Source organism: Streptomyces sp. R44 (assembly GCF_041053105.1).
Lineage (GTDB): Bacteria > Actinomycetota > Actinomycetes > Streptomycetales > Streptomycetaceae > Streptomyces.
Map to the genome: position 1 here is coordinate 8,331,135 of NZ_CP163444.1, position 24,272 is coordinate 8,355,406.

The 24,272-nt window shown below is 71.0% G+C and carries 18 protein-coding genes and 3 pseudogenes; 14 read left to right on the top strand and 7 right to left on the bottom strand.

The features are described from left to right. Positions 1–23: 23 nt before the first annotated feature. A complete protein-coding gene (locus tag AB5J54_RS38470) occupies positions 24–2,462 on the bottom strand; it encodes an RICIN domain-containing protein (RefSeq protein ID WP_369148601.1) in 2,439 nt (812 codons plus the stop codon). Between the two features lie 799 nt (positions 2,463–3,261). Here AB5J54_RS38470 and AB5J54_RS38475 point away from each other — a divergent pair. From AB5J54_RS38475 to AB5J54_RS38495, 5 genes are all read left to right on the top strand, one after another. Beyond that, positions 3,262–5,193, top strand: a complete 1,932-nt coding sequence (locus tag AB5J54_RS38475; protein ID WP_369149595.1) for an NPCBM/NEW2 domain-containing protein — start codon at positions 3,262–3,264, stop codon at positions 5,191–5,193. A gap of 492 nt (positions 5,194–5,685) precedes the next feature. Then, positions 5,686–6,441, top strand: coding sequence for a (5-formylfuran-3-yl)methyl phosphate synthase (locus AB5J54_RS38480; RefSeq protein WP_369149596.1), 756 nt, complete (start codon positions 5,686–5,688; stop codon positions 6,439–6,441). An 8-nt stretch (positions 6,442–6,449) separates the two neighbouring features. Then, positions 6,450–7,859, top strand: coding sequence for an aldehyde dehydrogenase family protein (locus tag AB5J54_RS38485; RefSeq protein WP_369148602.1), 1,410 nt, complete (start codon positions 6,450–6,452; stop codon positions 7,857–7,859). Beyond that, positions 7,856–8,968, top strand: a complete 1,113-nt coding sequence (locus AB5J54_RS38490; RefSeq protein WP_369148603.1) for an NAD(P)-dependent alcohol dehydrogenase — start codon at positions 7,856–7,858, stop codon at positions 8,966–8,968. Before AB5J54_RS38485 ends, AB5J54_RS38490 begins: the two co-directional genes overlap by 4 nt. 107 nt (positions 8,969–9,075) lie before the next feature. Beyond that, on the top strand, positions 9,076–9,924 hold the full coding sequence (locus tag AB5J54_RS38495; RefSeq protein WP_369149597.1) for an SAM-dependent methyltransferase: 849 nt from the start codon (positions 9,076–9,078) through the stop codon (positions 9,922–9,924). Positions 9,925–9,993: 69 nt separating this feature from the next. Here AB5J54_RS38495 and AB5J54_RS38500 read toward each other — a convergent pair whose 3' ends face one another. Next, positions 9,994–10,527 (bottom strand): EF-hand domain-containing protein, encoded by a 534-nt coding sequence (locus AB5J54_RS38500; protein WP_369148604.1) that lies wholly within the window; start codon positions 10,525–10,527, stop codon positions 9,994–9,996. 829 nt (positions 10,528–11,356) lie between these two features. Between AB5J54_RS38500 and AB5J54_RS38505 the strand changes: the two genes are divergently transcribed. The 3 genes from AB5J54_RS38505 to AB5J54_RS38515 all read left to right on the top strand — a co-directional run bounded on the left by AB5J54_RS38505 (position 11,357) and on the right by AB5J54_RS38515 (position 12,509). Continuing rightward, positions 11,357–11,956 carry a hypothetical protein gene (locus tag AB5J54_RS38505; protein WP_369148605.1) on the top strand — a complete coding sequence of 200 codons (600 nt, stop codon included), beginning with the start codon at positions 11,357–11,359 and terminating at the stop codon, positions 11,954–11,956. A gap of 114 nt (positions 11,957–12,070) precedes the next feature. Continuing rightward, positions 12,071–12,448, top strand: a complete 378-nt coding sequence (locus AB5J54_RS38510) for a transposase (protein ID WP_369149598.1) — start codon at positions 12,071–12,073, stop codon at positions 12,446–12,448. Continuing rightward, the gene (locus AB5J54_RS38515; RefSeq protein WP_369149599.1) at positions 12,393–12,509 is read left to right on the top strand and encodes a hypothetical protein; all 117 of its coding nucleotides are present in this window, start codon (positions 12,393–12,395) and stop codon (positions 12,507–12,509) included. Before AB5J54_RS38510 ends, AB5J54_RS38515 begins: the two co-directional genes overlap by 56 nt. A gap of 124 nt (positions 12,510–12,633) precedes the next feature. Here AB5J54_RS38515 and AB5J54_RS38520 read toward each other — a convergent pair whose 3' ends face one another. The 3 genes and pseudogenes from AB5J54_RS38520 to AB5J54_RS38530 form a co-directional block, all read right to left on the bottom strand. After that, positions 12,634–13,890, bottom strand: coding sequence for a flavin-containing monooxygenase (locus AB5J54_RS38520; protein ID WP_369148606.1), 1,257 nt, complete (start codon positions 13,888–13,890; stop codon positions 12,634–12,636). A gap of 125 nt (positions 13,891–14,015) precedes the next feature. Beyond that, positions 14,016–14,150: pseudogene (locus tag AB5J54_RS38525) on the bottom strand (hypothetical protein); the annotation flags it as partial. A 28-nt stretch (positions 14,151–14,178) separates the two neighbouring features. Continuing rightward, entirely contained in the window at positions 14,179–14,970 is a 792-nt protein-coding gene (locus AB5J54_RS38530; protein ID WP_369148607.1) for an alpha/beta fold hydrolase, read from the bottom strand. Between AB5J54_RS38530 and AB5J54_RS38535 the strand changes: the two genes are divergently transcribed. From AB5J54_RS38535 to AB5J54_RS38545, 3 genes are all read left to right on the top strand, one after another. Further along, positions 14,890–15,594, top strand: coding sequence for an IclR family transcriptional regulator (locus AB5J54_RS38535; protein WP_369148609.1), 705 nt, complete (start codon positions 14,890–14,892; stop codon positions 15,592–15,594). The two genes, AB5J54_RS38530 and AB5J54_RS38535, sit on opposite strands and share 81 nt — an antisense overlap. 621 nt (positions 15,595–16,215) lie before the next feature. Further along, entirely contained in the window at positions 16,216–17,013 is a 798-nt protein-coding gene (locus AB5J54_RS38540; protein ID WP_369148610.1) for a DUF4389 domain-containing protein, read from the top strand. 871 nt (positions 17,014–17,884) lie between these two features. After that, positions 17,885–19,684 carry a SpoIIE family protein phosphatase gene (locus tag AB5J54_RS38545; RefSeq protein WP_369148612.1) on the top strand — a complete coding sequence of 600 codons (1,800 nt, stop codon included), beginning with the start codon at positions 17,885–17,887 and terminating at the stop codon, positions 19,682–19,684. A 117-nt stretch (positions 19,685–19,801) separates the two neighbouring features. Here AB5J54_RS38545 and AB5J54_RS38550 read toward each other — a convergent pair whose 3' ends face one another. Further along, entirely contained in the window at positions 19,802–20,143 is a 342-nt protein-coding gene (locus AB5J54_RS38550; RefSeq protein WP_369148613.1) for a YkvA family protein, read from the bottom strand. 621 nt (positions 20,144–20,764) lie between these two features. Here AB5J54_RS38550 and AB5J54_RS38555 point away from each other — a divergent pair. The 3 genes and pseudogenes from AB5J54_RS38555 (at position 20,765) to AB5J54_RS38565 (ending at position 22,926) form a co-directional block, all read left to right on the top strand. Further along, positions 20,765–22,057 (top strand): annotated as a pseudogene (locus AB5J54_RS38555) (PP2C family protein-serine/threonine phosphatase). Between the two features lie 330 nt (positions 22,058–22,387). After that, a pseudogene (locus AB5J54_RS38560) lies at positions 22,388–22,599 on the top strand (leucine zipper domain-containing protein). A gap of 48 nt (positions 22,600–22,647) precedes the next feature. After that, a complete protein-coding gene (locus AB5J54_RS38565) occupies positions 22,648–22,926 on the top strand; it encodes a hypothetical protein (RefSeq protein ID WP_369148614.1) in 279 nt (92 codons plus the stop codon). 159 nt (positions 22,927–23,085) lie between these two features. On the opposite strand, the gene AB5J54_RS38570 is transcribed toward AB5J54_RS38565, so the two are convergent. Further along, positions 23,086–24,270 (bottom strand): lanthionine synthetase C family protein, encoded by a 1,185-nt coding sequence (locus tag AB5J54_RS38570; protein WP_369148615.1) that lies wholly within the window; start codon positions 24,268–24,270, stop codon positions 23,086–23,088. Between the last annotated feature and the right edge of the window lie 2 nt (positions 24,271–24,272).

Genomic DNA, 24,272 nt, shown 5'->3' on the forward strand with positions numbered 1-24,272 from the left:
CCGCCCCAGGGGGACGCGGATGGTCAGGAGACCTTGACCAGCCGCCACTGCTGGTTGGTGCCGCCGGTGGTGACGTACTGGTCGACGGAGGCGCCGCTGGACGTCGACGCCCCGCGCACGTCGAGCGCGTAGCCGGTGGCGCGGGACTCGATGGTGTACGTGCCGTTGTTCGCGGGGGCGATCACCCACTGCTGCTCGGGGCCGCCGCTCGCGGACCAGATGCCCAGCTGCGTGCCGGGCCAGGTGGTGGCCTGGGGGACGGCCAGCGGCTTGAGGCTCCCGGCGCCGGTGACCGTGTAGTAGCCGTCGTCGTTGCGGACGAGGGTCCACTGCTGGTTGGTGCCGCCGTTGTCGGGCCACTGGACGACGGGGGTGCCGTCGGCGGTCTGGCCGCCCGAGGCGTCGAGGAGCTGGCCGCTGTGGGCGTTGACGATCTTGTACGTGCCGGAGAACCCGGGCGTGCTGCCCGGGGTGACGCGGAAGTTCGCGAACTGGACCGGGTAGTAGCCGGCGGTGCCCAGGCCGACCTGCCCGCCGCCGAAGCTGCCGTCGGTGATCGTGGCCTGCGCCTGTCCGTCGATGGCGACGGTGATCGAGTCGCCCTGGAAGGTCAGGGCGAGGTTGTGCCAGGTCCCGGTGCCGGGCGCGGGCACGGTTCCCTCGGCGAGCGGCGGGGCCGTGGTGTCCCAGTCGCCCCAGGGGCGGCCGGACTTGAGGAGCTTCCAGCTGCCGGTGTCGCTCAGGCGCAGGTGGTAGGCGTTGAGACCGTTGTTGTTCTTGTCCTGCGTGCCGACCCGACCGAGGAGCTCGGCCGCGCTGCCGCCCTGCTCCAGGAGCACGTCCGCGCTGACCGTGTAGTCGCTCCAGCTCAGCTCACCCATGACGGTGTACGGCTGGTTGGCCTTCTCGTCGGTCCACTGGATCGGCGACACGTGCGACATCTGCCGCAGGCAGGAACCGGTGCGGCCGCCGCCGCAGGGCGCCGACTCGAAGGCACCGTTCATCGTGGAGAAGTACGTGGCCTCCCGGCCCTTGGCGTAGCCGGCGAAGGAGTCCGCGTACGGCAGGGCGAGCTGCGACCGCTGCGGCGGCGTCGTGACGCCCGCGCCCTGACCGGTGGTGGTGGTCACCGTGTAGACGCGGCCCGGGGCCAGCGTGAGGCTGTACGTGCCCCCGCTCGCGGTCAGGTCGGCGCCGCGCACCATGCGCGGGGTGGCGCCGCCGTTCTGGGAGAGATCGGTCGACCACACGTGCAGGGCGCCGCCGGGCAGACCGCCGGTGACCTTCAGGTTGACCGTCTGCGGGGCGGTGGCGTCCATCGTCTCGAAGACGGTGCTCCAGGCGGACTTGTCGGGCGCCGCGTAACTGACGTAGCTGCCCTCGGTGCCGTTGCGCGCGCCGAGGTAGCCGGTGGCGCCGTCCACGTACTTCCAGCCGGGAGAGGTGAACTGGGTGGTCTGGGCGATGGACCAGGTGGTGCGGCCGACGCTGTAGTTGCCGGACCACGGCTGGTTGGCGGTGATCAGGCCGGTGTCGTGGAAGCCGAGGTTCTGGTAGAGCGAGGCGACGAGCGGCCAGTTGATGTAGGCCGTCATCTTCGCGTCGATGTAGCCGCGGTTGATGGCGCGGGCGACGGGGGCGGCGCCGACCTCGGCGCCCTCCGAGCCGTTCTCGCTGGCCCAGATCGGCTTGCCGAGGCTCTGGGCGTCGGTGGAGGAGTCGCAGTGGGTCATCGCGGACATGTAGCCGCAGTTGTAGTGGGAGCTGGCGACGTCCACCGCGTCGTACAGGGCGGGGTCGTTCTTCATGGCCGTGGCGATCGGCCAGCCCCAGGACTCACCGCCGATGATCTTGGTGGAGGCGTGGCCCCGGGTGCGGAGCGCGGACTTGAGGGACTTGTACCAGGAGGCGTCGAAGTCGCGCTCGTTCCAGCCGCCCATGTAGTCGACGGTCAGACCGTGCTGCCTGGCGCAGCCGAGCCAGGTGATCAGGTAGTCGATCATGTCCTGGGAGTAGAAATCATGGTTGCCGATCCAGCCCGGCGCGCCCCAGGACAGGGCGGCGAGCTTGATGTTCGGGTTGCGGGCCTTGGCCTGCTCCATCAGCCACCACTCGTAGCCGGCGTCGCAGTCGACGACGCCCCTGCTGTGCTCGATGCTGGCTTCGGCGCCGTCGGTGGAGTTGGTGTCGCCGCCGACCTCGACCTTGAGGATCTGCAGGCTCGCTCCGTGACCGGGCTTGAAGAGGTAGTCGAGGATCTCGTCGCGCTGGGCGGCGGGGTAGTCGCGCAGCAGGCGGGTGTTGCCCCCGCCGCCGCTGATCGCCCCGACGCCGTCGAAGGTCCGCCCGGCGCTGGTGCCGTCCACGGTGATCGTCGATCTGGGGGAGGCGGCGCGCGCCTGGGTGGATGCCTGACCGTGGACGGCGCCGATGGTCAGGAGCGCGGCGGCGACGGTGGCCATGCGCCTGATGAGTCGGCCGTGCGTTCTGGGAGTTGTGCGCAAGGTGCGGTCCCTTCTGGGCTCGGTTCTGTTGCGCGGGCGTGCGGCTCCGGCTGCGATGTCAGGGGTGCGGGCGCCGTGTTCGAGGGGCGCGGGCGTGAGGACGGGCCGGGTGAAGAGGGATTCCGTCCGGCGGTCGGCGCCGATGGGCGGGCGGAGCCGTGAGCCCACGGCGGATCGGATGGATTCTCACCACTCGACTCCCTGCTGTCCAGAGGACGGACAACAAAATCACACATCTCATGCTCGATGCTGCTCGGTAACAAGACTTTGTAAGCTCTTGCTTGCAGAATTACCGGTAAAACCCTTGACGTTCGCGCAAACAAGGCGTTTCCTGCGGTGCAGAGCGTGTCAAGTTGCGCTTGATTTTGTTGAGTTGCGTTGACCGCTTGACCCTCATGCTCGGGAGCTCCCATGTCCGCGACCCGCAACCATGCACTGGCGGCAGTGGGCCTCGTGGCGGCCCGCGCCCTGACCGGGTGCTCCACCGGCCAGGCGCCGCAGGGGCGGAGGACGCCCTGCTCGCCTCCGGCGACCAGAGCTGCACCACCGGCCCGACCCGCCTGCGCCCCCGGCGCCCTCGTGCCGCGCACCGCAACCGCCAACGCGCGGGAGGCCTGCCCGCCTGATCGGGCGCACACCCGCCGTCCCGTCCCCTCACCACGGAGGTCTTCTCGTGTCCACCGCACCACGCTCCCGCGCCCCGCGCCGAGGGTTCGCCGTCGGACTCGCCGGCGTCCTTCTCGCAGGCGGGTCCTTCATGGCGCCCGCCTCCGCGGCCGACGCTCCGACCCCCGCCGCCGGCGACGGGCTCGCCCTCACGCCTCCGATGGGCTTCAACAACTGGAACTCCACCCACTGCCGGCCGGACTTCGACGAGACCATGGTCAAGGGCATCGCCGACCTCTTCGTCGAGAAGGGCCTGAAGGCCGCGGGGTACCAGTACGTCAACCTCGACGACTGCTGGGCGCTGCCGGAGCGCGACGCCGACGGCAAGCTCGTCCCCGACCCCACCCGCTTCCCGCACGGCATCAAGGCCGTCGCCGACTACGTCCACTCCAAGGGACTCAAGTTCGGCATCTACACCAGCGCCGGGACCCACACCTGTGACGGCCTTGGCTTCCCCGGCGCGCTCGGCCACGAGTACAGCGACGCCCGGCAGTTCGCCGACTGGGGCGTCGACTACCTCAAGTACGACAACTGCAACAACCAGGGCGTCGACGCCAAGAAGCGCTACACCGACATGCGCGACGCGCTGAAGGCGACGGGACGGCCCATCGTCTACAGCATCTGTGAATGGGGCGCGAACAGGCCCTGGGAGTGGGCGTCCGACGTGGGCCACCTGTGGCGAACCACCTACGACATCAGCGACAGCTGGGGCAGCATGCTGTCGATCGCCAAGCAGAACCTGCCGCTCGACGCCTACGCCAAGCCCGGCAACTGGAACGACCCGGACATGCTCGAGGTCGGCAACGGCGGGATGACGGACACCGAGTACCGGACCCACTTCTCCCTCTGGTCCGTCATGGCCGCGCCCCTGATCATCGGCGCCGACCTCCGCACGGCGGACCAGGCGACGTTCGACATCCTCGGCAACCGCGAGGTCATCGCGGTCGACCAGGATCCGCTGGGGAAGCAGGGCAGGGTCATCAGCGCCGAGGGCGGCCGGTGGGTGATCGTCAAGCCGATGGCCGACGGCAGCCGGGCGATCGCCCTGTTCAACGAGTCGGACCGGCCACAGCGCATCGCGACCACCGCGAAGGCGGCGGGACTGCCCGGGGCACGCGCGTACACGGTGCGCGATCTGTGGCAGCACACGAGCCAGAACGTCGCCGACACGTTCTCGGCCACCGTCCCCGCCCACGGCACCGTGCTCGTCCGCCTCTCGACCGACACGGACTGGGCGTCCTCTCCGCCCGCGGTGGAACTGGGCCAGGCGGGCTCCCCGTTCCTCACCGCCGATACGGAGGCCACCGTGACCACCACGGTGACCGACCTCGGCCGTACGGCGGCACGAGGGGTGTCGGTGCGGCTCTCCGCCCCCGGCGGCTGGAGCGTCGAGCCGGCGTCCGGCACCACGGCGAAGTCCCTGTCGACGGGCGACCGGCTGAGCACCGACTGGCGCGTACGCCCCCCGACCGGCACACCGATCGGCCCGTACGACCTGACGCTGACCGCGACGTACACTTCCGCCGCCGGCGGCCGGGCGACCAGCACGCTTCCCCTGCGCGTCACCGTGGTGGTGCCGCCCCCGGTCGGCACGTCGTACCTGAGCGACGCCACGTGGCTGAGTGCCGCCAACGGCTGGGGACCCGTGGAGAAGGACACCAGCGTCGGTGAGGCCGCGGCCGGGGACGGGGGGCCGCTCACCATGGGCGGCGTCGTCCACGCCAAGGGGCTCGGGGCACACGCCCACAGTGAGGTGGAGTACTACCTCGGCGGGCGCTGCACCTCGTTCTCGGCGCAGGTGGGCCTCGACGACGAGACGGGATCCAACGGGTCGGTGGCGTTCGAGGTCTGGGCGGACGGCCGCAGGGCCGCGTCCACCGGCGTGCTGACGCACACGACGTCGCCGCAGTCGCTGACCGCCGACCTGGCGGGCGCCGAGACCGTGCGCCTCGTCGTCACCGACGGCGGGGACGGCGTGGATCACGACCACGCGGACTGGGCCGACGCGACGGTCACCTGCTGATAGGACGGCGACCCCGCCGGGCGCTCCTGCCCGCGCGCCCTGCCTGCCCACGCGATCGACTTCGGGACCGGTCAGCGCTGAGGCGTTGCGCCGGGCCCCGCCCCGCAGTTGCCGGAGGACCCGGTTGAGGGCCTCCTGGCCGAACTCGGCCCCCGCAGTGATGAGGCCTCCACCGCCACCCGGCGAGTCCGGTTCCGGGCCGAGCCTGACTCTGCGAGCGACCTTGCGGGACCGTCCATGCCCGGGGGGCAGGAGCACCGGAGCACGCAAGTGAGCATCGGGGGGCGGTCGGAGGGGTCGGGCGTGCATCGGCAGACGCCGGTGCACACCGCATCATGCGCGTGCCTTCACGCACCTCCCGGGAGCTCCGTGCGCCCTACCGGTGCCCACGGGGCGACGGAAAGGATGAGCGCATCGCAGATGAACCAGGTGAACCAGATGATCCGCACCCCTGTCCTCGGCCAGGTGGACGTGCGGCGGAAGGAGCTCATGGTGTTGCTTCTCATCTCCCCGGACGGTGTCGAGGAAGCCCTCGACTGTGCGAAAGCCGCGGAACACCTCGACATCGTCGATGTCAAGAAGCCCGACGAGGGCTCGCTGGGCGCCAACTTCCCCTGGGTCATCCGCGAGATCCGTGACGCGGTGCCGGCGGACAAGCCGGTGTCCGCCACCGTGGGGGACGTGCCGTACAAGCCCGGTACGGTGGCGTTGGCCGCACTGGGCGCGGTTGCCTCCGGCGCCACATACATCAAGGTCGGTCTGTACGGCTGTACGACTCCCGAGCAGGGGGTCGAGGTGATGAGGGCGGTCGTCCGTGCGGTGAAGGACCACCGCCCCGAGGCGCTCGTCGTCGCCTCGGGCTACGCCGACTCCCATCGCATCGGCTGCGTCAACCCACTCGCCCTGCCCGACATCGCCGCCCGCGCCGGTGCCGACGCGGCCATGCTGGACACCGCGATCAAAGACGGCACACGGCTCTTCGACCACGTCCCGCCCGACGCCTGCGCCGAGTTCGTCCGGCGCGCCCACGCGTCCGGTCTGCTCGCCGCCCTCGCGGGCAGCGTCAAGCAGGCCGATCTCGGTCCGCTGACCCGCATCGGCACGGACATCGTGGGCGTGCGGGGAGCGGTCTGCGCGGGCGGCGACCGCAACGCCGGGAGGATCCAGCCGCATCTGGTCGCCGCCTTCCGGACGGAGATGGACCGGCAGGCCCGGGAGCACACCGTCGGCGCTCGGGCCGTGAGCTGACCACCGGGATGACGACACCGGAAGCCGATCGCGTCCCTGAGCGCCGTGCCGCACGCCTCGCCGTCGTCGACCCGGCCACCGGGGAGGCCTTCGACGAGGCCCCCGACCAGCGGCCGCACGAGTTGGACGAGGCGGTCGCCCGCGCCCAGCGGGCCTGGCTCGGCTGGCGCGCCGACCCCGCCGCCCGCACCACCGCCCTGCGCGCCGCGGCCGACGCCGTGGAAACGGCCGGAGACGACCTCGCCCCGCTGCTCACGCGGGAACAGGGCAAGCCCCTGGCCGAGTCGTACGCCGAGATCGCCCGCACCGCGGCCCGGCTGCGCTACTTCGCCGACCTGGCCCCCAGGGCCCGTCGGATCGACGACGGCCGACCCGTGCACAGCGAGGTCCGCTGGCGGCCCGTCGGGCCGGTGGCCGCGATCGTGCCGTGGAACTTCCCGCTCCAGCTCGCGGCGGCGAAGTTCGCGCCCGCGCTGGCGGCCGGCAACACCGTGGTCCTCAAACCGTCCCCTCACACCCCGCTCGCCACCCGGATGCTCGGCTCCGTCCTCGCCACCGTCCTGCCCGAGGACGTCCTGACCGTCGTCACCGGCCGTGAACCCCTCGGTGCCCGTCTCGCTGCCCACCCGGGCATCCGTCACGTCACCTTCACCGGCTCGGTGCCCACCGGCCGGGCCGTCGCCGAGGCCGCGGCGGCCTCGCTCGCCCGGGTCACCCTGGAACTGGGTGGCAACGACGCGGCCGTCCTCCTGGACGACGTCGACGTGGACCGGATCGCGGACCGGCTGTTCTGGGCCGCGTTCCGCAACTGCGGGCAGGTCTGCATGGCGGTCAAACGCGTCTACGCCCCCGCCCGGCTCCACGCCGAGGTCGTCGAAGCCCTCGCCCAGCGCGCGAAGACCGTCCCGGTCGGGGCCGGACTCGACCCGGACACCCGGATCGGTCCGGTCAACAACGTTCCCCAGCTGGCCCGGGTCGAGCAGGTCACAGGGCGGGCCCTGGCGGACGGCGCCCGGGTCGCGGCCGGCGGTCACCGACTCGACGGAGCGGGGTACTTCTTCGCTCCCACGATCCTCACCGACGTCCCGCCCGACAGCCCGGTGGTGACCGAGGAACAGTTCGGACCGGTCCTGCCGGTCCTTCCGTACCGAAACCTCGACGAGGCCCTCGACGCGGCCAACGGCACCGGCTTCGGACTGGGCGGTTCCGTCTGGGGCACCGATCTCGACCGGGCCGAGGCGGCGGCCGACCGGCTCGAATGCGGCACGGCCTGGATCAACCACCATGCCGAACTCTCCCTCGCCCAGCCCTTCGCGGGCATCAAGGACAGCGGGGTCGGTGTCGCGGGCGGACCGTGGGGCCTCTACGGCAACCTCCGGCCGTTCGTCGTCCACCGCCCGCGCGAGGAGGAAGCGTGACCACGAGGTTCCAGGCAGCCGTACTCCGCTCGTACGAGGACCCGTTCACGGTCGAGGAAGTGGCCCTGCGTACGGAGCCTGGCCCCGGCGAGATCCTCGTCGAGATCGCGGGGGCCGGGATGTGCCGTACCGACCTCGCGGTACGACGGTCGGCCGGCCGCAGCCCGCTCCCGGCGGTCCTCGGCCACGAGGGCGCCGGGGTCGTCGTGGCGACGGGCGGCGGCCCCGGCATCGCGCTCGGCGTCGGCGACCACGTCGTGCTGAGCTTCGACTCCTGCGGCCACTGCCGCAACTGCCGTGCCGCCGCCCCCGCCTACTGCGACTCCTTCGCCTCCCTCAACCTCCTCGGCGGGCGCGAGGAGGAACCACCGCGCCTCACCGACGCGACCGGAAAGGCGCTGGCTCCCCGGTGGTTCGGCCAGTCCTCCTTCGCGGCGTACGCGCTCGTCCCGGCCCGCAACGCCGTCCGGGTCGACCCCGCCCTGCCCCTCGAACTGCTCGGGCCGCTCGGCTGCGGCTTCCTCACCGGTGCCGGAGCCGTACTCAACACGTTCGCCGCAGGACCCGGCGACACCCTCGCCGTCCTCGGCGCCGGAGCGGTGGGCCTGGCCGCCGTGATGGCGGCCACCGCCGCCGGCGTACGGACCGTGGCCGTCGACCGTCACCCCGTGCGCCTTGACCTGGCCGAACGGTTCGGCGCGACACCGCTGTCCGCCGGATCGCGCGGGCTGCCCGAGCGACTCCGCCGACTGACCGACGGCGGGGCCCAGTACGCCCTGGACACCACGGCCTCGGCCCCGCTCATCAACGACGCGCTCCAAGCTCTGCGACCCACCGGCACCCTCGGACTCGTGGCACGCCTCCCCACCCCTCTGCCGCTCGAACCGGGCACGCTCGACCGAGGCCGATGCCTGCGCCACATCTGCGAAGGCGATGCGGTACCCGGACTACTGATACCCCGGCTGACCGGCCTGTGGCAGGCCGGCCGCTTCCCCTTCGACCAGCTGATCCGCACCTACCCGCTGGCCGACATCAACGAGGCCGAACGCGACTGCGACGCCGGCCGTGTGGTCAAACCCGTCCTGCTGCCGGAAAGAAGAGACCGATGAGCGAAACCGCCCCCACCGACGAGTCCCCCCGTACCGCCACCGGAGGAGGCGCGGCCGTCCCGGCGACGCGGCAGGCCGACGCGGAAGGCGTGGAAGGAGGTGTGGGGATGACCGCCCTCCTGGTCGCCGCGGCCCGGGCGATCGAGACCCACCGCCACGACAGCCTGGCCCAGGACGTGTACGCCGAACACTTCGTACGCGCCGCCCCGGCGTGTGTGGACTGGCCGGTACGCATCGGACAGGTCCCGGAAGGGGACGACAACCCGCTGTGGGGCAGGTTCGCCCGCTACTTCGGGCTGCGGACCCGGGTCCTCGACGACTTCGTCCTCGGGTCGGTCCACGACGGCGCCCGCCAAGTGGTCCTGCTGGGCGCGGGGCTTGACACGCGTGCCCTCCGGCTGGACCTGCCGTCCGACTGCGTCGTCTTCGAGATCGACAGGGCGGGCGTGCTGGCCTTCAAGCAGCAGGTCCTCACGGACCTGTCGGCCGCCCCGCGGACGAAGCGCGTCCCCGTACCGGTCGACCTGCGCGAGGACTGGGCCACCGCGCTGACCTCCAGCGGCTTCGACCCGGCCGCACCGAGCGTCTGGCTGGCCGAGGGGCTGCTCTTCTACCTGCCGGGCCCCACCGAGACGCACCTCATCGACACGGTGGATCGGCTGACCACCGGAGGCGGCGCCCTGGCCTTCGAGGCCAAGCTGGAGAAGGACCTGCTGGCGTACCGCGACAGCGCGATCTACACGGCGACGCGCGAGCAGATCGGCATCGACCTGCTCGACCTCTTCGACCTGGGACCGCGCCCCGACACGGCGGGCCATCTGACGGCCAAGGGCTGGTCGACGTCGATGCGCACGCCCTTCGACTTCACCCGCCGGCACGGACGAGGTCCCCTCCCCGAGCCGAACGACGCCCTGGAGGGGAACCGATGGGTCTTCGCCCACAAGCCCGGGGCGTGACGTCCGCCGGGCCGACGGTGTGTCCCGGGACGGCCGACCCCGCCCCGGGACGCTCACGAGGGGGCCGTGTCAGACGGCCGGTGCGCCCACCAGCCGGTCGCCGGGGATCCCGGCCAGGTCCGGTGCGTAGTAGTCCTCGATGCCGGCGGCCCACGCGGCCACGGTGATGCGGTCAGCGGCGTCCGGGCCGAAGGCGTCGAAGAGCGCGTGGATGTTCGCCTCCTCGAAGCCGATCGCCGTCATCAGCGACATGAAGAGCGGGCGCTCGATCAGGCCGTCCCCGTCCGGGTCGCCGAGTGCGGACAGCGCCCGGGCGAACTCGGTGATCGTGGGGCCGAAGCGCTCGGGGTCGAGCACGAAGGGGCGGAACTCCTCGACGGTGATCACGCCGTCGCCGTCGGCGTCCAGCTCGGTGGCCAGCGTCGTCCAGTAGCGGTGGAACGCAGCCCGGATGGCCTCTTTGGCGCCGGCGTCCGATGCGACCGCCGCCTCCAGAACACGTCCCGTCATCAGGTCGAAGTCGCCGGAGTCGATGACTCCGTTGCCGTTGACGTCGAAGAGGGAGAAGACCAGCTCGACCCGCTGGGCGGCCTCAGTGCGCATGTCCGTCACCTGTCTCGTGCGGCCCGTCGGTGCCGGGCCCGGCTCAATGAGTTCTCCCACGTAACCGCGCCGAGGGGAGAGCCGTGACGGTGAGGCGGTCGCCGTTACCGGAAGGAGTGAGCCGGCCGACCATCAGTCCGGGCGCCTCGTACGGGACGCCCGGATCCAGGGTGCCTGACAGGCTGTACCGCCGCGCCCGCGACTGCGGGACCGCACCCATCTGGCGAGGCCCTGCTGCGCGGTCCCGTGAGGTCTCCCGTCCGCGATGAACTCGCGGAACCGTCGCTGGAAGCGGCGGGCTGAGGCTCTCACGGTCGCGCTGGGCAGCGGCGACCCTTCCGGCTGGCGCGTGGCCTCAGCGCGGAGCTCACCGAAGCGACGTGACGTGGCCGACCGCTGGTGCATGCTGGCTGCAGCGGCTGCCCCAGCGCGTGGAGAACCGGGCGGCGAGGAACAGGCCGCGGCCTCCTTCGTCGGTCCCACGACGGCCGCACCTATCCGTCGAGCTGACGACGTCACCACATAACTGATCGTCTCAGAAGGCGGTTCGTAGGCGGCGGGGGCCTGACGCCATAGCAGCCCCTGGTTGACCGGATAGCCACCCTCTACGATCACGCCCATGTCAACCACCTCACCCCTACCCGTTTTGCGCGGCTCCGGCGGAGTTGTCCTCCAAGCCGAGGACGACGACCTCGTGTTGACCCGAGGGCGCGAGAAGACGCGAATCCCGCTCCGGGCCGTGCGGACGGTCCGGACGGAGGGCCGTGCCGTCGCCGTGGAGCTCACCGCCCCACCGGGATCGACCCCGGCCGTCCATCGGGTCGGGGGCGTGAGCGAGGCGGCGGCCACGATGTTCGCCGACGCGGTCAACGCACTGCCCGAGCGCGCGGACGAGTCCGCGGAGGCCGCCGACGGATCGGGCCTCGTCACCGTCAGCACAGTGACGGAGTCCGACGAGGCTGCGCGGTACCGCAGGTTCACGTTCTGGGCGTGGACTGCCGGCCTCCTGATCGTCGCGATGGCCGTGGTCATCGCGATCCTGGGGCCGCCGGAGACAGCGGTTCTATTCCTTTTGGTCACCCCGTTCGGCGTGGGGGTCACTGTATTCGGTGCCGTGTCGATGAAGGGGATGTACGACATCTGGTACCTGCCCCGGCACGGCATCACCGTCGAGGCGAAACGCAGCGGCGCGAGCTACGTGTACACCGACATGCAGGGCACGACCCACAGCCGCATCGACCTGCTCGGGAGGAGCACTGCCCCTACCGTCCAGGTCGCCTACCGCCCAGGGCGTCCCGACATGTCGACCTTCGTGCTGTCACGGCTCCGCAAGGTGTGGCTCACCTCCTTCTCCCTGGTCATTCTTCTCGTCGGCCTGGCCATCACCGCAGCGAGCGTCGCCATCGTGGCCGAAGCCTTCCGGGGCTGAAGCTCCCTGCTGGCCGAGCTGCGCCGCGCCGACCTGCTGGACCTGGACGACTGCTCCGTGGACGGGTCGCACGTCCGGGCCCTGAAATGGGGGGATCGCGTTGGTCCCTCGCCGGTGGACTGTGCCCGTTCCGGCTCCGAGCACCACCTGATCGTCGACCGCCACGGAACCCCGCTCGCCGTGCACCCTCACCGGCGGCAACCGGCACGACGTCACCCGGCTCCTGCCGCTGCTGGACGCCGTCCCATCGATGCGCGGCCGGCGGGGCGCCCCCGCCGCAAACCCCGGCGCCTGTACGCGGACCGGGGCTACGACCTCGACAAGTACCGCCGCCTGCTGGGGAAGCGCGGCATCAAGCCGCCGATCACGCGACGGGGCGTCGCCCACGGTTCCGGACTGGGCGGTGCGTTGGGTGGTCGAGCGCGCCTTCGCCTGGCTGCACCAGTTCAAACGGCTCCGCATCCGGTACGAACGACGCGCAGATCTCCATGAGGGCCTGCTCGAACTGGCCCGCAGCCTCGTATGCCTCCGCCGCCTGCGAACCGCATTCTGAAACGATCAGTTATTGAAGTCGGTGTGGCGGGCTCGCGGCGCTCAGGACTCTTTCTCGCGGTGGGGGAGGTGCTCGGGCATGCCGTGGGGCATGGGGCCCGGTCTTCTCCCGGGCCCCATGGTGCTTACGCGGTCGCAGCGATCTCGGCGGTGGTGTACGGGGCCGGGTCGAAGGTGCCGTTGCGGTACCGGAACTCGTGCGCGAACTCCGGCCAGACGATGGTCAGGCGGCCGCTGCGCTCGTCGACGTACCAACTCTGGCAGCCGTTGCTGAGCCAGACGGTGCCCTGGCTGCGCTCGTGGAGTTCGTCCACGTACCGCGCCTGGGCCTCGGCGGGCACGTCGACGACGCGGTTGCCATGGGCCTCGCTCCACTCGAGCGCACCCAGGATGTAGTCGATCTGGGCCTCGATGATGTAGACGATGGAGTTGTGGCCGAGTCCCGTGTTGGGGCCGTTGATGAGGAACAGGTTGGGGAAGCCGGCGACCGTGGTCGACGCGAAGGCCTCCATGCCCTCGGCCCAGTGGTCGGCGAGCGAGAGACCCTCCGCGTCCCGGACCAGGGCGGCGTACGGCGGCTCGGTGACCTCGAATCCGGTGCAGAAGACCAGCACGTCGCATTCGTCGGCGTTGCCGTCCGCGGAGAAGACCTTGTCGCCTTCGACGCGGTCGAGGGCCGAGGCCTCCAGCGTCACGTTGTCCTGCTGCAGCGCCGGGTAGAAGAGGTCGGAGATCAGGACGCGCTTGCAGCCGATCTCGTAGTGGGGCGTCAGCTTGGCACGCAGCGCCTCGTCCTCGACCTGGTTCGCGAGGTGCTTGCCCGCGAGCGCCTTGGCCTGGGCGAGGTACTGCGGAACCGCCCGCCGCTGCGCGTAGGAGTTCTCGAGCATCCAGAAGATCTCCGAGCGGTGGGTCGCCATGGACTCCGGGTCCCGGCGGAAGGTCCGCTTCTCGATCTCGCTGTAGGCGCGGTCCGGACGTGGAATGACGTACGGCGCACTGCGCTGGAAGACCACCAGCTCGGAGGCGATCTTGGCGAGTTCGGGGATCACCTGGATCGCCGTGGCACCGGACCCGACGATGCCGACCCGCTTGCCTTGCAGGGGAACCTCGCCGTTCCAGCGGGCCGAGTGGAACACCTGGCCGGTGAAACCGTCCAGGCCCGGGATCGGGGGAAGGCTCTCGTCGGCGAGGTGTCCGGTGCCGGTCACGAGGTAGCGTCCGGTGAAGACGCCACTGGAGGTCTTGACCGTCCAGAGTTGCGCGTCGGCGTCCCAGCGGGCGTCCTCGACGTCGGCGCCGAACCGGATGTGCGGCAGCAGCCCCTCCTCACGGGCGGTGTCCCGCAGGTACTGCTGGATCTCCGGGCCCGGGGAGAACATCCGCGACCAGTCGGGGTTGGGCCTGAAGGAGAAGGAGTAGAGGTGCGAGGGGACGTCAACGCGGCGGCGGGGTAGGTGTTGTCGCGCCAGGTGCCGCCGACGTCGTGCGCGCGCTCCAGGGCGACGAAGGACTCCTGGCCGTTGCGCTTCAGCTGGGCGGCCATGCCGAGGCCGGCGAAGCCGGTGCCGATGATGACGACCTCGACGTGGGCGAGGGGGTCCTCGGTGATCTGGCTCTGGGAGGTGGAGGGCGTGCTCATGCGAAATCTCCGTTTGCGGTGAGTGGCTCTACGGGCTGTCGGCGGGAACGATCGAGCCGGCGGCGTGCCGCGACGGCGACGCGTTGAACTGGTCGATGATCTGGACCAGTTGGCCGGGACGTTCGAAGACGACGGCGTGCCCCGACGCGATCTTGGCGTAACGGGCGTCGGGAATCGCGCCGAACAGCGCCTTGCTGTGCCGCACCGGCACCATTTGGTCGTGCGTGCAGCCGACGACCAGCGTGGTGGCCTTGATGCCCGGGATCAGTTCGGAGATGTCGACCGTCTGGTTCAGCGCCATCTGCAGGTCGTAGAAGTGGTCCGGGGCGAGGGACTTGAACGTGAGCGCCAGCTCCTCAAGGTGGGCGAGGGCCAGGAAGGGGCCGCCGAACGCGCAGAAGGCCGTGTATTCGCCGAGCGCGGACGAGCCCTCCTTGCGCAGCTGCTGCCACACCTTGTTGCGCAGCTTCTGCTGCGTGTCCGCGGTGATCCACCCGGCCACCAGGACGAGGTTGCGCACCAGCTCGGGGTGGCGCGCCGCGACGGCCGCGGCGACGACGGAGCCCAGCGAGTAGCCCACGAGCGTGACCGCCTGGCCGGGGAGCACCGCTTCGATGACGGCCGCGACCTGCTTGCCCAGGTGCTCCACCGTGAGGGTGCCGCCGGTCGGGACCGGCTGGGCCAGGTCGACCGAGACGACCCGCTGCCGCGCGGACAGCAGCGGGAACAGGTACCCGTAGTGCTTCTGCGTGCTGCCGCCGGTGCCGCCCGTCTGCTCGACGTCGCCGACGCGACGGGCATCGCCCGCCCTACGGTGCACCGGATTCTCCAGGAACTGATGGGGGCCGGCTTCATCGAGCAGCGCTCCGGCAAGCGGTACGGACTGGGGCCCGCTCTCTACACGCTGGGCCTCGGCGCTCCGACCCCGATCCGCGACCTCGGGAGCATCGAGAGGGCGGCCCAGCGCCTCGCCCAGCAGACCGGGGACACCGTCTACGGCGCCATCCGGCGGTTCGACGGCGTGCACTACCTGACGCGCTGCGAGGGCGCCCACCCCATCCGGGCAAAGCTCGTCGACGTGGGCGAGACGATGCCCCTCGGCGTCACCTACGCCGGCATCGCCCTGCTCTCCTGGCACGGGCCGGAGGCCGTGGAGGCCCAGGTGCGGGCCAACCAGCCAGTGCAGCGCACGCTGCGGGGATCCATCCTGGACCTCGACGACAACCTGACGGCCGTACGCCAGGCGACCGCCCAGGTACGCGAACGCGGCTACTGCTTCGACAGGGACACCGTGCTGGAGGGCGTCTCGGGGCTGGCTTCACCGATCCTCTCGGCGACCGCCGAACCGTACCTGGCCCTCACCATCTCGGCGATCAACGACCGTGTTCCCTCTTGGCGCGTGGACGAACTGGCCCCCTCCTGCTCCGGACAGCCCGTGAGATGACCTCCTTCATCCAGTAGGGCCGCGTCGCCCCGGCGACAGCGCCGACGGACGCGCCCCGCGGCCGCGCGGAGCAGACGACGGATCCGCACCAGGGAGGATGCCGGACGGCTAGCGCGCGCACGCGCCCCGGCCACCCGGCATGTACGACGCGGCCAGGCGGCCGACTGAGGTCATCAATCTCCGCGTCGAACAGGGTCACCTGCCGACGCAAGTCGGCTGCTGCGATCAGGTCAGGCGCCCCTTTTTGTGTCCCTGGAAGAAGCCGAGCCGCTTCGGTGGGGAGGACACCAGCAGGTTCTTCGTCTGCTGGTGGTACACATCTCACACGGTCGCTGACCAGTGGAAACGGCCTGGACTCGCGCAAGGTGTACGCGGCCGGTCCGCGTATGGCCCGGATCTTGAGCGGTATGGAGCAGGCACCCGACCGGTGGCTGGGGGCGGCAGTGAGCCGGCGCACAGACGGAGGCGAGGTCACCACGGGCCCGCCGTTGGAGGGTCTCGAGACTTCGGGCGGCCTCCGGTGTGATCCCAGTGGACCCCGTGGCTGTGCGACGGTCGGCCGGCTGCGGCAGCATCGACGTGACCTGGAGATCGCGGGAAGCGGGAGAGACGGAGGCGGTCATGGCAGCAGGGTGGGAGCCCCGGCCCTCGGCCGATGCCGAAGGAGTCGAATGGCGGCCGGCGCTGGACGTGCCCCTGCCGGGGCAGCAGCGCCGCTGGACGGTACTCCTGCGCTGGCTGCTGCTCCTGCCACAGTTCATCGTCGTCGCCGTGCTGTCGTTCGCCGCGTTCTTCGTCACGATCGCGGCCTGGTTCAGCGCCCTGGTCCTGGGCCGTCTGCCCGACTCGATCGCGTCCTTCCTCGGCTCGGTCCTCGCCTACCAGACCCGGGTCTCGGCCAGCGCGGCCCTGCTCGTCGACCGCTACCCGCCGTTCTCCTTCGACGCCCCCGACTACCCCGTGCGCATCGAGTTGCGCGCCACCCCGCTCAACCGGCTCGCCGTGCTGTTCCGGCTGATCCTCATGATTCCGGCGGCGATCGTCAACAGCCTCGCCCAGGCCGGCTGGTTCGCGATCTGCTGGGTGTTCTGGCTGATCGGCATCGTCCTGGGCCGTCTGCCCGATCCGGTCTTCGGCGCCACGGCGGCCGTTGTCCGTTACCGGATGCGACTCGTGGCCTACGCGACGATGCTGACGCCGGTGTACCCCAAGGGACTCCTGGGCGACGCCGCCGAGGCTGCATCGCAGCCCGCCTACTCCGCGACGCGTCCGCTCCGTCTGAGCACCGCCGCGCAGGTACTGGTCTGGCTCTTCCTGCTCCTCGGGCTGGCGGGTCACCTGACCTCGGGCACGATCGACTACGACGACGCAGGCGACGACCGCCCGGGGGCGGGCACCGCACAAGAGGTCAGGGTCTGAGCATTCGTCGTCCCCGACCGCAGCACACGGCGATCGTCGCCCACTGGGACCAGCCGACCAGGGTGGGCCTGTCGAGCCCGGGACCACCCGATCGAGCGGTCGCCGTCGTCGATGGAGGCTCTCGGTACGCAGTCCTTCTGATCACAGGCACCCAGGGTCTGACCGCCGGCTACATCTGGCCCAGCACGGGCGGTGACTCCGGCGCCCACCCGTCGACCGCCCTCGGCCTGCTGCCCCTCAACGCCTTCGCCACCGGCCTCACCTTCATGCCCGCGGCCTCACTCGTCATCGGCGGCGTCGAGCTGGAACACGCTGGATCGGCCTCGGACTGCTTCAGACCATCCAGCAGCTGGGCGGAGCAGCCGGATCCGCCCGATCGTGTCGGCGTGCGCGACCGCCGCGGTCCCCGGCGAACTCGCCCCCGGTGCGAGCGCCGCCTTCCTGGCCACCCCGGGTCTCACGACCGGTCGCGGCGCATTCGGCCATCGCGATCTCGGTCACCTCGCCGAGATCCTCCTGGCCCGCCTCGCCGAGGTGCTCAGAAGACCCCGAGCTGCTTATGCGAGTCGCTGACCAGCGGATTCTTGGTGTGATGGTGGTACGCGAACCGCATGCCACGTGACCAGGGGAAGAGCAGTCAGGCGGGCCCGGGCCGGGTGCTCGGTCCGGGACCGGCCCGGATCTCGGTCACTGTGAGCCGAAGCCCGAGGACCGGAGGCCACTGTCAGTGGCTGCGCCTTCACACGGTCGCTGCCTTCCCCTTCTCCGCGCCGCCCCGGACAAGCTCTCGGCCCGGAGCCAGCCGATCGGCCGGAAAAAGGTGCATGCTGGGCACGAGCAACGATCGAGTTCCTGCCTGGAGGTCGAAAGAGTGAACGGCGGCGAGGGGAGACGACGCGTGCCCGGCCGCGCCTCGGCCGGTAAGAGCGCTCCGGCGCACGGCCCGGCCGGTGCCCGCAGGCGGCTCGCCCGGAGCGGCGGCGAGGTCCCCCTCGACCGGCTCACCACACGCGGTCGGCTCGCCTGGCTGAACTCTGCCGGTTCCAGGATCGGCACCACCCTCGACCTGGAACGCACTGCCCAGGAGCTGGCCGAGTTCACCGTGCCACGCTTCGCCGACGGCGCCGCTGTCGACATCCTGGAGAGCGTCCTGCGGGGCGAGGAGGGCGCACGGTGGACGGGTACGGGCGCCCCGATCATACGGGCCACCGCGCTGTGCGCCGTCGAGGAGCTGGCGTCCCTCGAGCCGACCCCGGTGGGCGAGACCACTACGCGCGCCGAGGAGGCGCACGAGACGCTGCTCCACCGCTACTGCCTGCGACAGGGCAGGCCGGTGCTGGTGAGCCGCATGAGGAGAGACGACTTCCTCAAGGTCGCACCGACGGAGAGCGCCGCGGCGAAGATGCGAGCCGCCGGAGTGCACAGCTACCTCGCCGTCCCGCTGATCGCCCGCGGGCTCCTGCTCGGCAGCGCGGACTTCGTCCGCGGCCGCGGAACACCACCGTTCTCCTCCACCGACCTCGCACTGGCGGAACAACTGGCCTCCCAGGCAGCTGTCTACATCGACAACGCCCGGCTGTACGGACGCGAGCGTGAGCACGTCGTCTCGTTGCAACGCGCTTTGCTGCCGCGCGTGACCCCAGTGACGCCCGGGCTGCGCGTACAGGCGGAGTACGCGCCCTCGACGGCCCACCACGGCGTGGGCGGGGACTGGTACGACGTCATGGCCCTGCCCGGCGGACGTACGGCCCTCATGGTGGGCGACGTCATGGGCCACGGCTTGCCCGCGGCCGCCACGATGGGGCGTCTGCGGACGGTGGCGCGCACGCTGATGACCCTGGACATGGCCCCGGAGCGCGTTCTCGCCCGGCTGGACCTCGCCACCCGTGACCTGGAGGACGAGCAGGTCGCCACCTTCCTCTGCGCCGTGTTCGACCCGGCCGACTCCACGTACACGCTGGCCAGTGCCGGACACCTGCCGCCGCTGCTCCTCGACGGACAGGGCTCCGCCGAGTTCGTGGACGTACCGGTCGGCGCTCCGCTCGGTGCGGGAGTGATCCCGTACGACCCGATCCGTCTGAAAGTACCGAGCGGCGGCAAGCTCGTCATGTACACGGACGGTCTCGTCAAGTCCCGCCACACGGACATCGACCACCAGTTGGACTGTCTGCGTTCTGCGGCGCGCGGCCTGGCCCCCGAGGTACTCGAAGGCGGCGGCCTGATCGGGTGCGCTCCTGCCGACGCCGCCCGCTTCGACGAGGCCGTGCTCCTCGTCGCGACGGCCGTCTCGGAAGGCCCGGCCGATGTGCGCGAGTGGCAGTTGCCGCAAGAAGGGCGAGCGGCGTCTGTGGCCCGGAGTCTGGTCACGGACCAGCTCGCCGCATGGGATCTGATGGAGCTCGGCGACGTCTTCGAACTCGTCGTCTCCGAACTCGTCGGCAACGCCCTGCGCTACGGCAACGGCCCCGGCAGACTCCGGCTGCTGCGTGGCGACCGCCTGGTCGTGGAGGTCTCGGACTCAGGCCCCGACCTGCCCCAGATCCAGCACGCGGATCTCAGCGACGAGGGCGGCCGAGGCCTCCAGCTCATCAACATGCTGTGCCGCCGATGGGGCTCCTGCCGCACCGTGAACGGCAAGGTGGTCTGGGCGGAACAGGATCTGCCCTCCTGAGTACGGACACCGGGGCCGGCGCGACGAGAGCGACGCCGCTCGTCGGCCGCCGGAGGCAGCAGCCGCACGGGGTGGCGCACCGCGCGATCCGGCGCAGGCCTCCACGGGAATGGACCCTCACTGAGGCGGCCGCAGCCTCGCCGGACCGCTGCTCACGTCCTTCGAACCCTCCGGCAGCCCGTCGGGTCCCACCCCGTTGCCGGCGGCAGCCGCGTGCAACACCCGCAGGGCGACCAGGAGCACGCCGATGTCGTCCAAGTAGACCGGGTCCGGGATCAGGTCGATCGGTGAGACCGTGTAGACCACGGACGCCCAGAAAAGGGCCTTGGACTGCAACGGGACACCGGCGTCCAGCAGCAACCTGCGAGTCCGGAAGACGCGGATGAGCAGAACGGCCGTGAATCCCGCCACCACGAGCACGAGAACGACGGCCACGATGAGCCAGAGGGGGCTGTCCATACTGCTCTCCTGCCCGGTGACGTCCAGGCCGCGCCGGTCGTCCGCGGCGGTTACAAGGCTACGACGCCGGCCCTGCTGTCCGGCCTCATCGGCCACGGCGGCCGATCCCGGCCGCTGCCGAAGCCGCCCGGTGTCCGGGTAGCAACAGGAACGTCACGGACGGTGTCATCGAGCCGGGTGTCTTTCCTGCCGGCCGGCAAGGGGGAGTCCGGCGCCGGGCGCATCGGATGCAACCCCCTGATGCCCGACCAGGTCGTCACGGTCTTCTCCTCCGTCACCGGCTTCGGACCCTGCTTGCCCGAAGCCGGCCGGCTGCCAGGGGCGGTCGCAGCCGGTCCCGTGCATGGGAACGGGCTTCGTGGCGGTTCGGTAGCGTCAACCGACTCGAGCGCAGGACCGGCCAAGTACCTATCTGGCGAATGACCGGGTGAAGAGCACTCTCTGTCCTCTCGCAGAACCCGAGGTCGGACAGCCCGGGCCGAGGCCCGGCCAAGGACGTGTCATCGCAGCTCATGCCGCATCCATCGGCCCGATGCCGTCTAGGAAACATGCTTTGTGCCCGTGACGGCGGGAGGCGAAGACAGGTCGGGGCCACCGCCGATTCCTGATGTACAGCCGGGACTGCGGCTGGATGCTCAGCTGGACGAGATCGCCGAGAAGCTGTGGCAACTGGCCACGGCCAAGGACCGGCTGCGGGGCCTGTTGGACGCGGTGCCGGCCTTGAGCAGGGAGGACGATCTGCCGGCGGTGCTGCACCGCGTCGTCGCCACCGCGATGGACCTGACCGGTGCCCGCTACGGGGCGCTGGGCGTCCTGGACGAGTCCGGTCAGGAGCTGGAGCAAACATCACCGTCGGCCTGTTCGATTCCGAGCGCGCCGACCTGGCCGGGACCGACTTGCCGCACGGGCGCGGGTTCTCGGGCACCTGATCCGCAACCCGCAGCCGCTGCGGGTCGACGACATCGCCTCGCACCCCGCATCCGTCGGCTTCCCGCCCGGCCACCCGCCGATGCGCACGCTGCTGAGGGTCGCCATCAGCGTCCGGGGCACGATCTACGGCGACCTGTACCTGTCCGAACGCGTTGACGGGCGACCCTTCGACCACGAGGACGAGGACGTCATCGTCACCCTGGCCGGCGCCGCCGGCATCGCGATCGAGAACATCCGCCTGCTCGACGAGGTCCGTGGCAGCGCCGAGCACTTTCAGCGCCTGCTGCTGCCCACCCTGCCCGACCTGCATCCCTTCACCGGCGCCGCCGTCTACCGCCCCGCTACCGCCCCGGCCATCTCGGCGGCGACTGGTACGACGCCATCTGGCTGCCCGACAACGCCTGCGCCGTGGTCATCGGCGACGTCTTCGGCCACGACCTGCACGCGGCCGCCGCCATGGCACAGGTCCGCAGCATGCTCCGTGCCCTGCTCTACGACCATCTCACGCCGCCCAGCGCCATCCTCCACCAGCTCGACCGCACCCTGCACGCCATCACCGACCTGCCCGTCACCACCGCCTGTCTCGCGCGCATCGAACCCGCGCAGAACGGCTGGATGCTGCACTGGAGCACTGCCGGTCACCTTCCCCCACTCCTGATCACCCCGGACGGGAAGGCGCGGTACCTCCACGCCGAGCCCGGCCTGCCGCCGGCCGTGAGCATGGAACTGCATCGCCCCGACCACACCCATGCCTTGGCGCCAGGAGCCACCGTGGTCTTCTACACCGACGGACTCACCGAGCACCGGGCACGCACGGTCGACGACGACCTGGACCGACTCGCCGAACTCGCCATCGCCTACATCGGCCTGCCCCTGCAGGACTTCGTCGACGCTCTCGCCGACCACCACCCCAGCGACGGCCACGACGACGTGGCGATCCTCGCCCTCCGCACCCCACCGCATCCGGAAGGCACGGGCGTCTGAACATCGCGGACAGCCCGTCACCTTCCGCGGCCTCGCCCAGACCGCTGATGTCCCGCTCGACGTCCTCTACCGGCGCACCGAGATCCGCCGGCGCGTCGAGCAGCCGAGGTCCCAGCAGCGAAACCGCCCGTCACGACCGGCCAGGCAGCCGCCCGACGACTCGCCCAGCGGTCTCGTGCGCACCCTCACCGCCCAGCTTGCTGAACTCAAGCGGCGGCGCCGTGACCAGGTGTATTGATCACGAGCGTTCTTGACGCTGCCTGGTCTTGATCACGGCGAAGACCTCCGGTGTGGTGGAGGTGCCCAGGCCCACCGCACACGGAGGTCTTCGTGTCCCACCGTGATGCCCGGCTGACCGTTCACGGCAGGCGGTTGCTGGTCGAACGTGTCCTGTCCGGCCGACCGGTCGCGCACGTGTCCGCCGCCGGCGGGCCGAGGGCGACGCGGGCCTGCACGATCGTTCCAGCCGGCCTCACACACTCCCGTACCAGACTCCCGCCGCCCTCGAGGCTCGGGTCTGCCGCCTGCGGACCGGACGCTAGCCCGGCCCGGCCAGGATCGGCCCGATCCTGGCCCTTCCCGCTTCGACCGTGCACTGCGTCCTGGTCCGGCACGGTCTGAACCGGCTGGCCTGGCTGGACCGGCCCACCGGCGAGCCGATCCGCCGCCACCAACGCGCCAGGCCCGGCGGGCTGGTCCACGTCGACATCAAGAAGCTCGGCAACATCCCCGCAGGCGGCGGCTGGCGAGCCGTCGGCAGGACCGCCGGCGACCGCAATCGTCAGGCCACCACGACCGAGCGCAAGAGCTGCACGCCGGTGATCGGCTACAGCTGCATCCACTCGGCCGATGGCGGTGTGCTGGCGTGAACGACGTCCGCTCGGCCAGGTCGAGGTCCTCGACCCAGTGACCCTGGCCACGCTCAACACCTGCGCCGTGTAAACGGCTGCCTGCCAGTCTTGTCGTACAAGCTCACGACATCGATGGTCGCGGGGATTCGGCGGGGCCTCCGGGCACCCGTCGAGCCCTCACAGATCCACGAAAGCACGTTCGCCGGGGGCGACCAGACGGGACAGGAACATGCCGATGCCCGCCGAGCCGGTCGCGTAGTCATGGGCGATTCGGTTCAGCCAACGGCCGGGGAACGCGATCCCGCCCTCCTCCTCGACCCGGAACCACAGGACGGTCCTGGCGACGGCATAGGCCCTGTCCCGGTACTCCTCATCGCCGGTCCAGCGGTACATGTCCAGCATGAACTCGCCGATCCCCGCCAGGCCTTCGAACAGACCGGGCGCGTAGGAGTACGTGACGAAGGTGTCGTCAGCCACCCGCCGGGCGAGCTCGCCGTACCGCTCGTCGCCGAGCAGCCGGTGGAACCGGACCAGCACACTGCCGACCCCCGCGCCTCCGTGGATCCAGTACGGGTACACCACGGGGTCGCCCTCGACCCGCTGCCACTGCAGGCCGAGGCCGCTCTCGCTCGCACGGCCCAGGTCGAACTCCAGACCCCGTACGGCGTACGAACGGAAGCGCTCTTCGCCGGTCGCCAGGTACAGGTGGAGCAGGAAGAGGGCGATGCCGCTCGCCCCGTACCCGTACCCGTAATGGACGAGACCGTCGAGAGAGGACCGCCACGAGCAGGTGTCGCCCTCGTGCTCGGCCGTTCCGAGGAGGTGTTCGCCCGCCTGCACGGCACGGTCGAGATGGAGCTGCTGCCCGGTCCGCGCGTGGAAGCGCAGCGAGGCGAGTCCCCATCCGGCGACGCCGAGGAACACACTCGGATCGTCGTACAGCAGGGAAGAGGAGCGCAGCAGGGTCATCACGGCCTCGCCCCGCTCCTCCCAGCCCAAGTCGTGGAAGGCCCATGCGATGCCGGCCAAGCCGACGTACAACCCTGGCGGATAGGTGTCGTTGTCCAGCGGCCGCCCCAGCATCCAGGCGGCCACCTCGGACGGCAGCCCGGCCGCCGGCGCCGCCCGGCCGCGCGTCCTCGAACCGAGCAGGAGCGCAGGCCCGCAGGCGCCGTAGGCCACGCTCAGGGGGTTGGTCGCGAAGACCGTGTAGTCGGCGGGCCAGAGGCGGTCGTTGCGCCGCTCGTCGAAGGTACGGAGGAGCAGGTCGGCGATCCCGTCGACGGTGCGCCGGACCTCCGCGTCAGGACAGGCCGGGACACCGTCCCCGGATCTGTGCCTCTCGGTCACCAGGGGCGTCATGG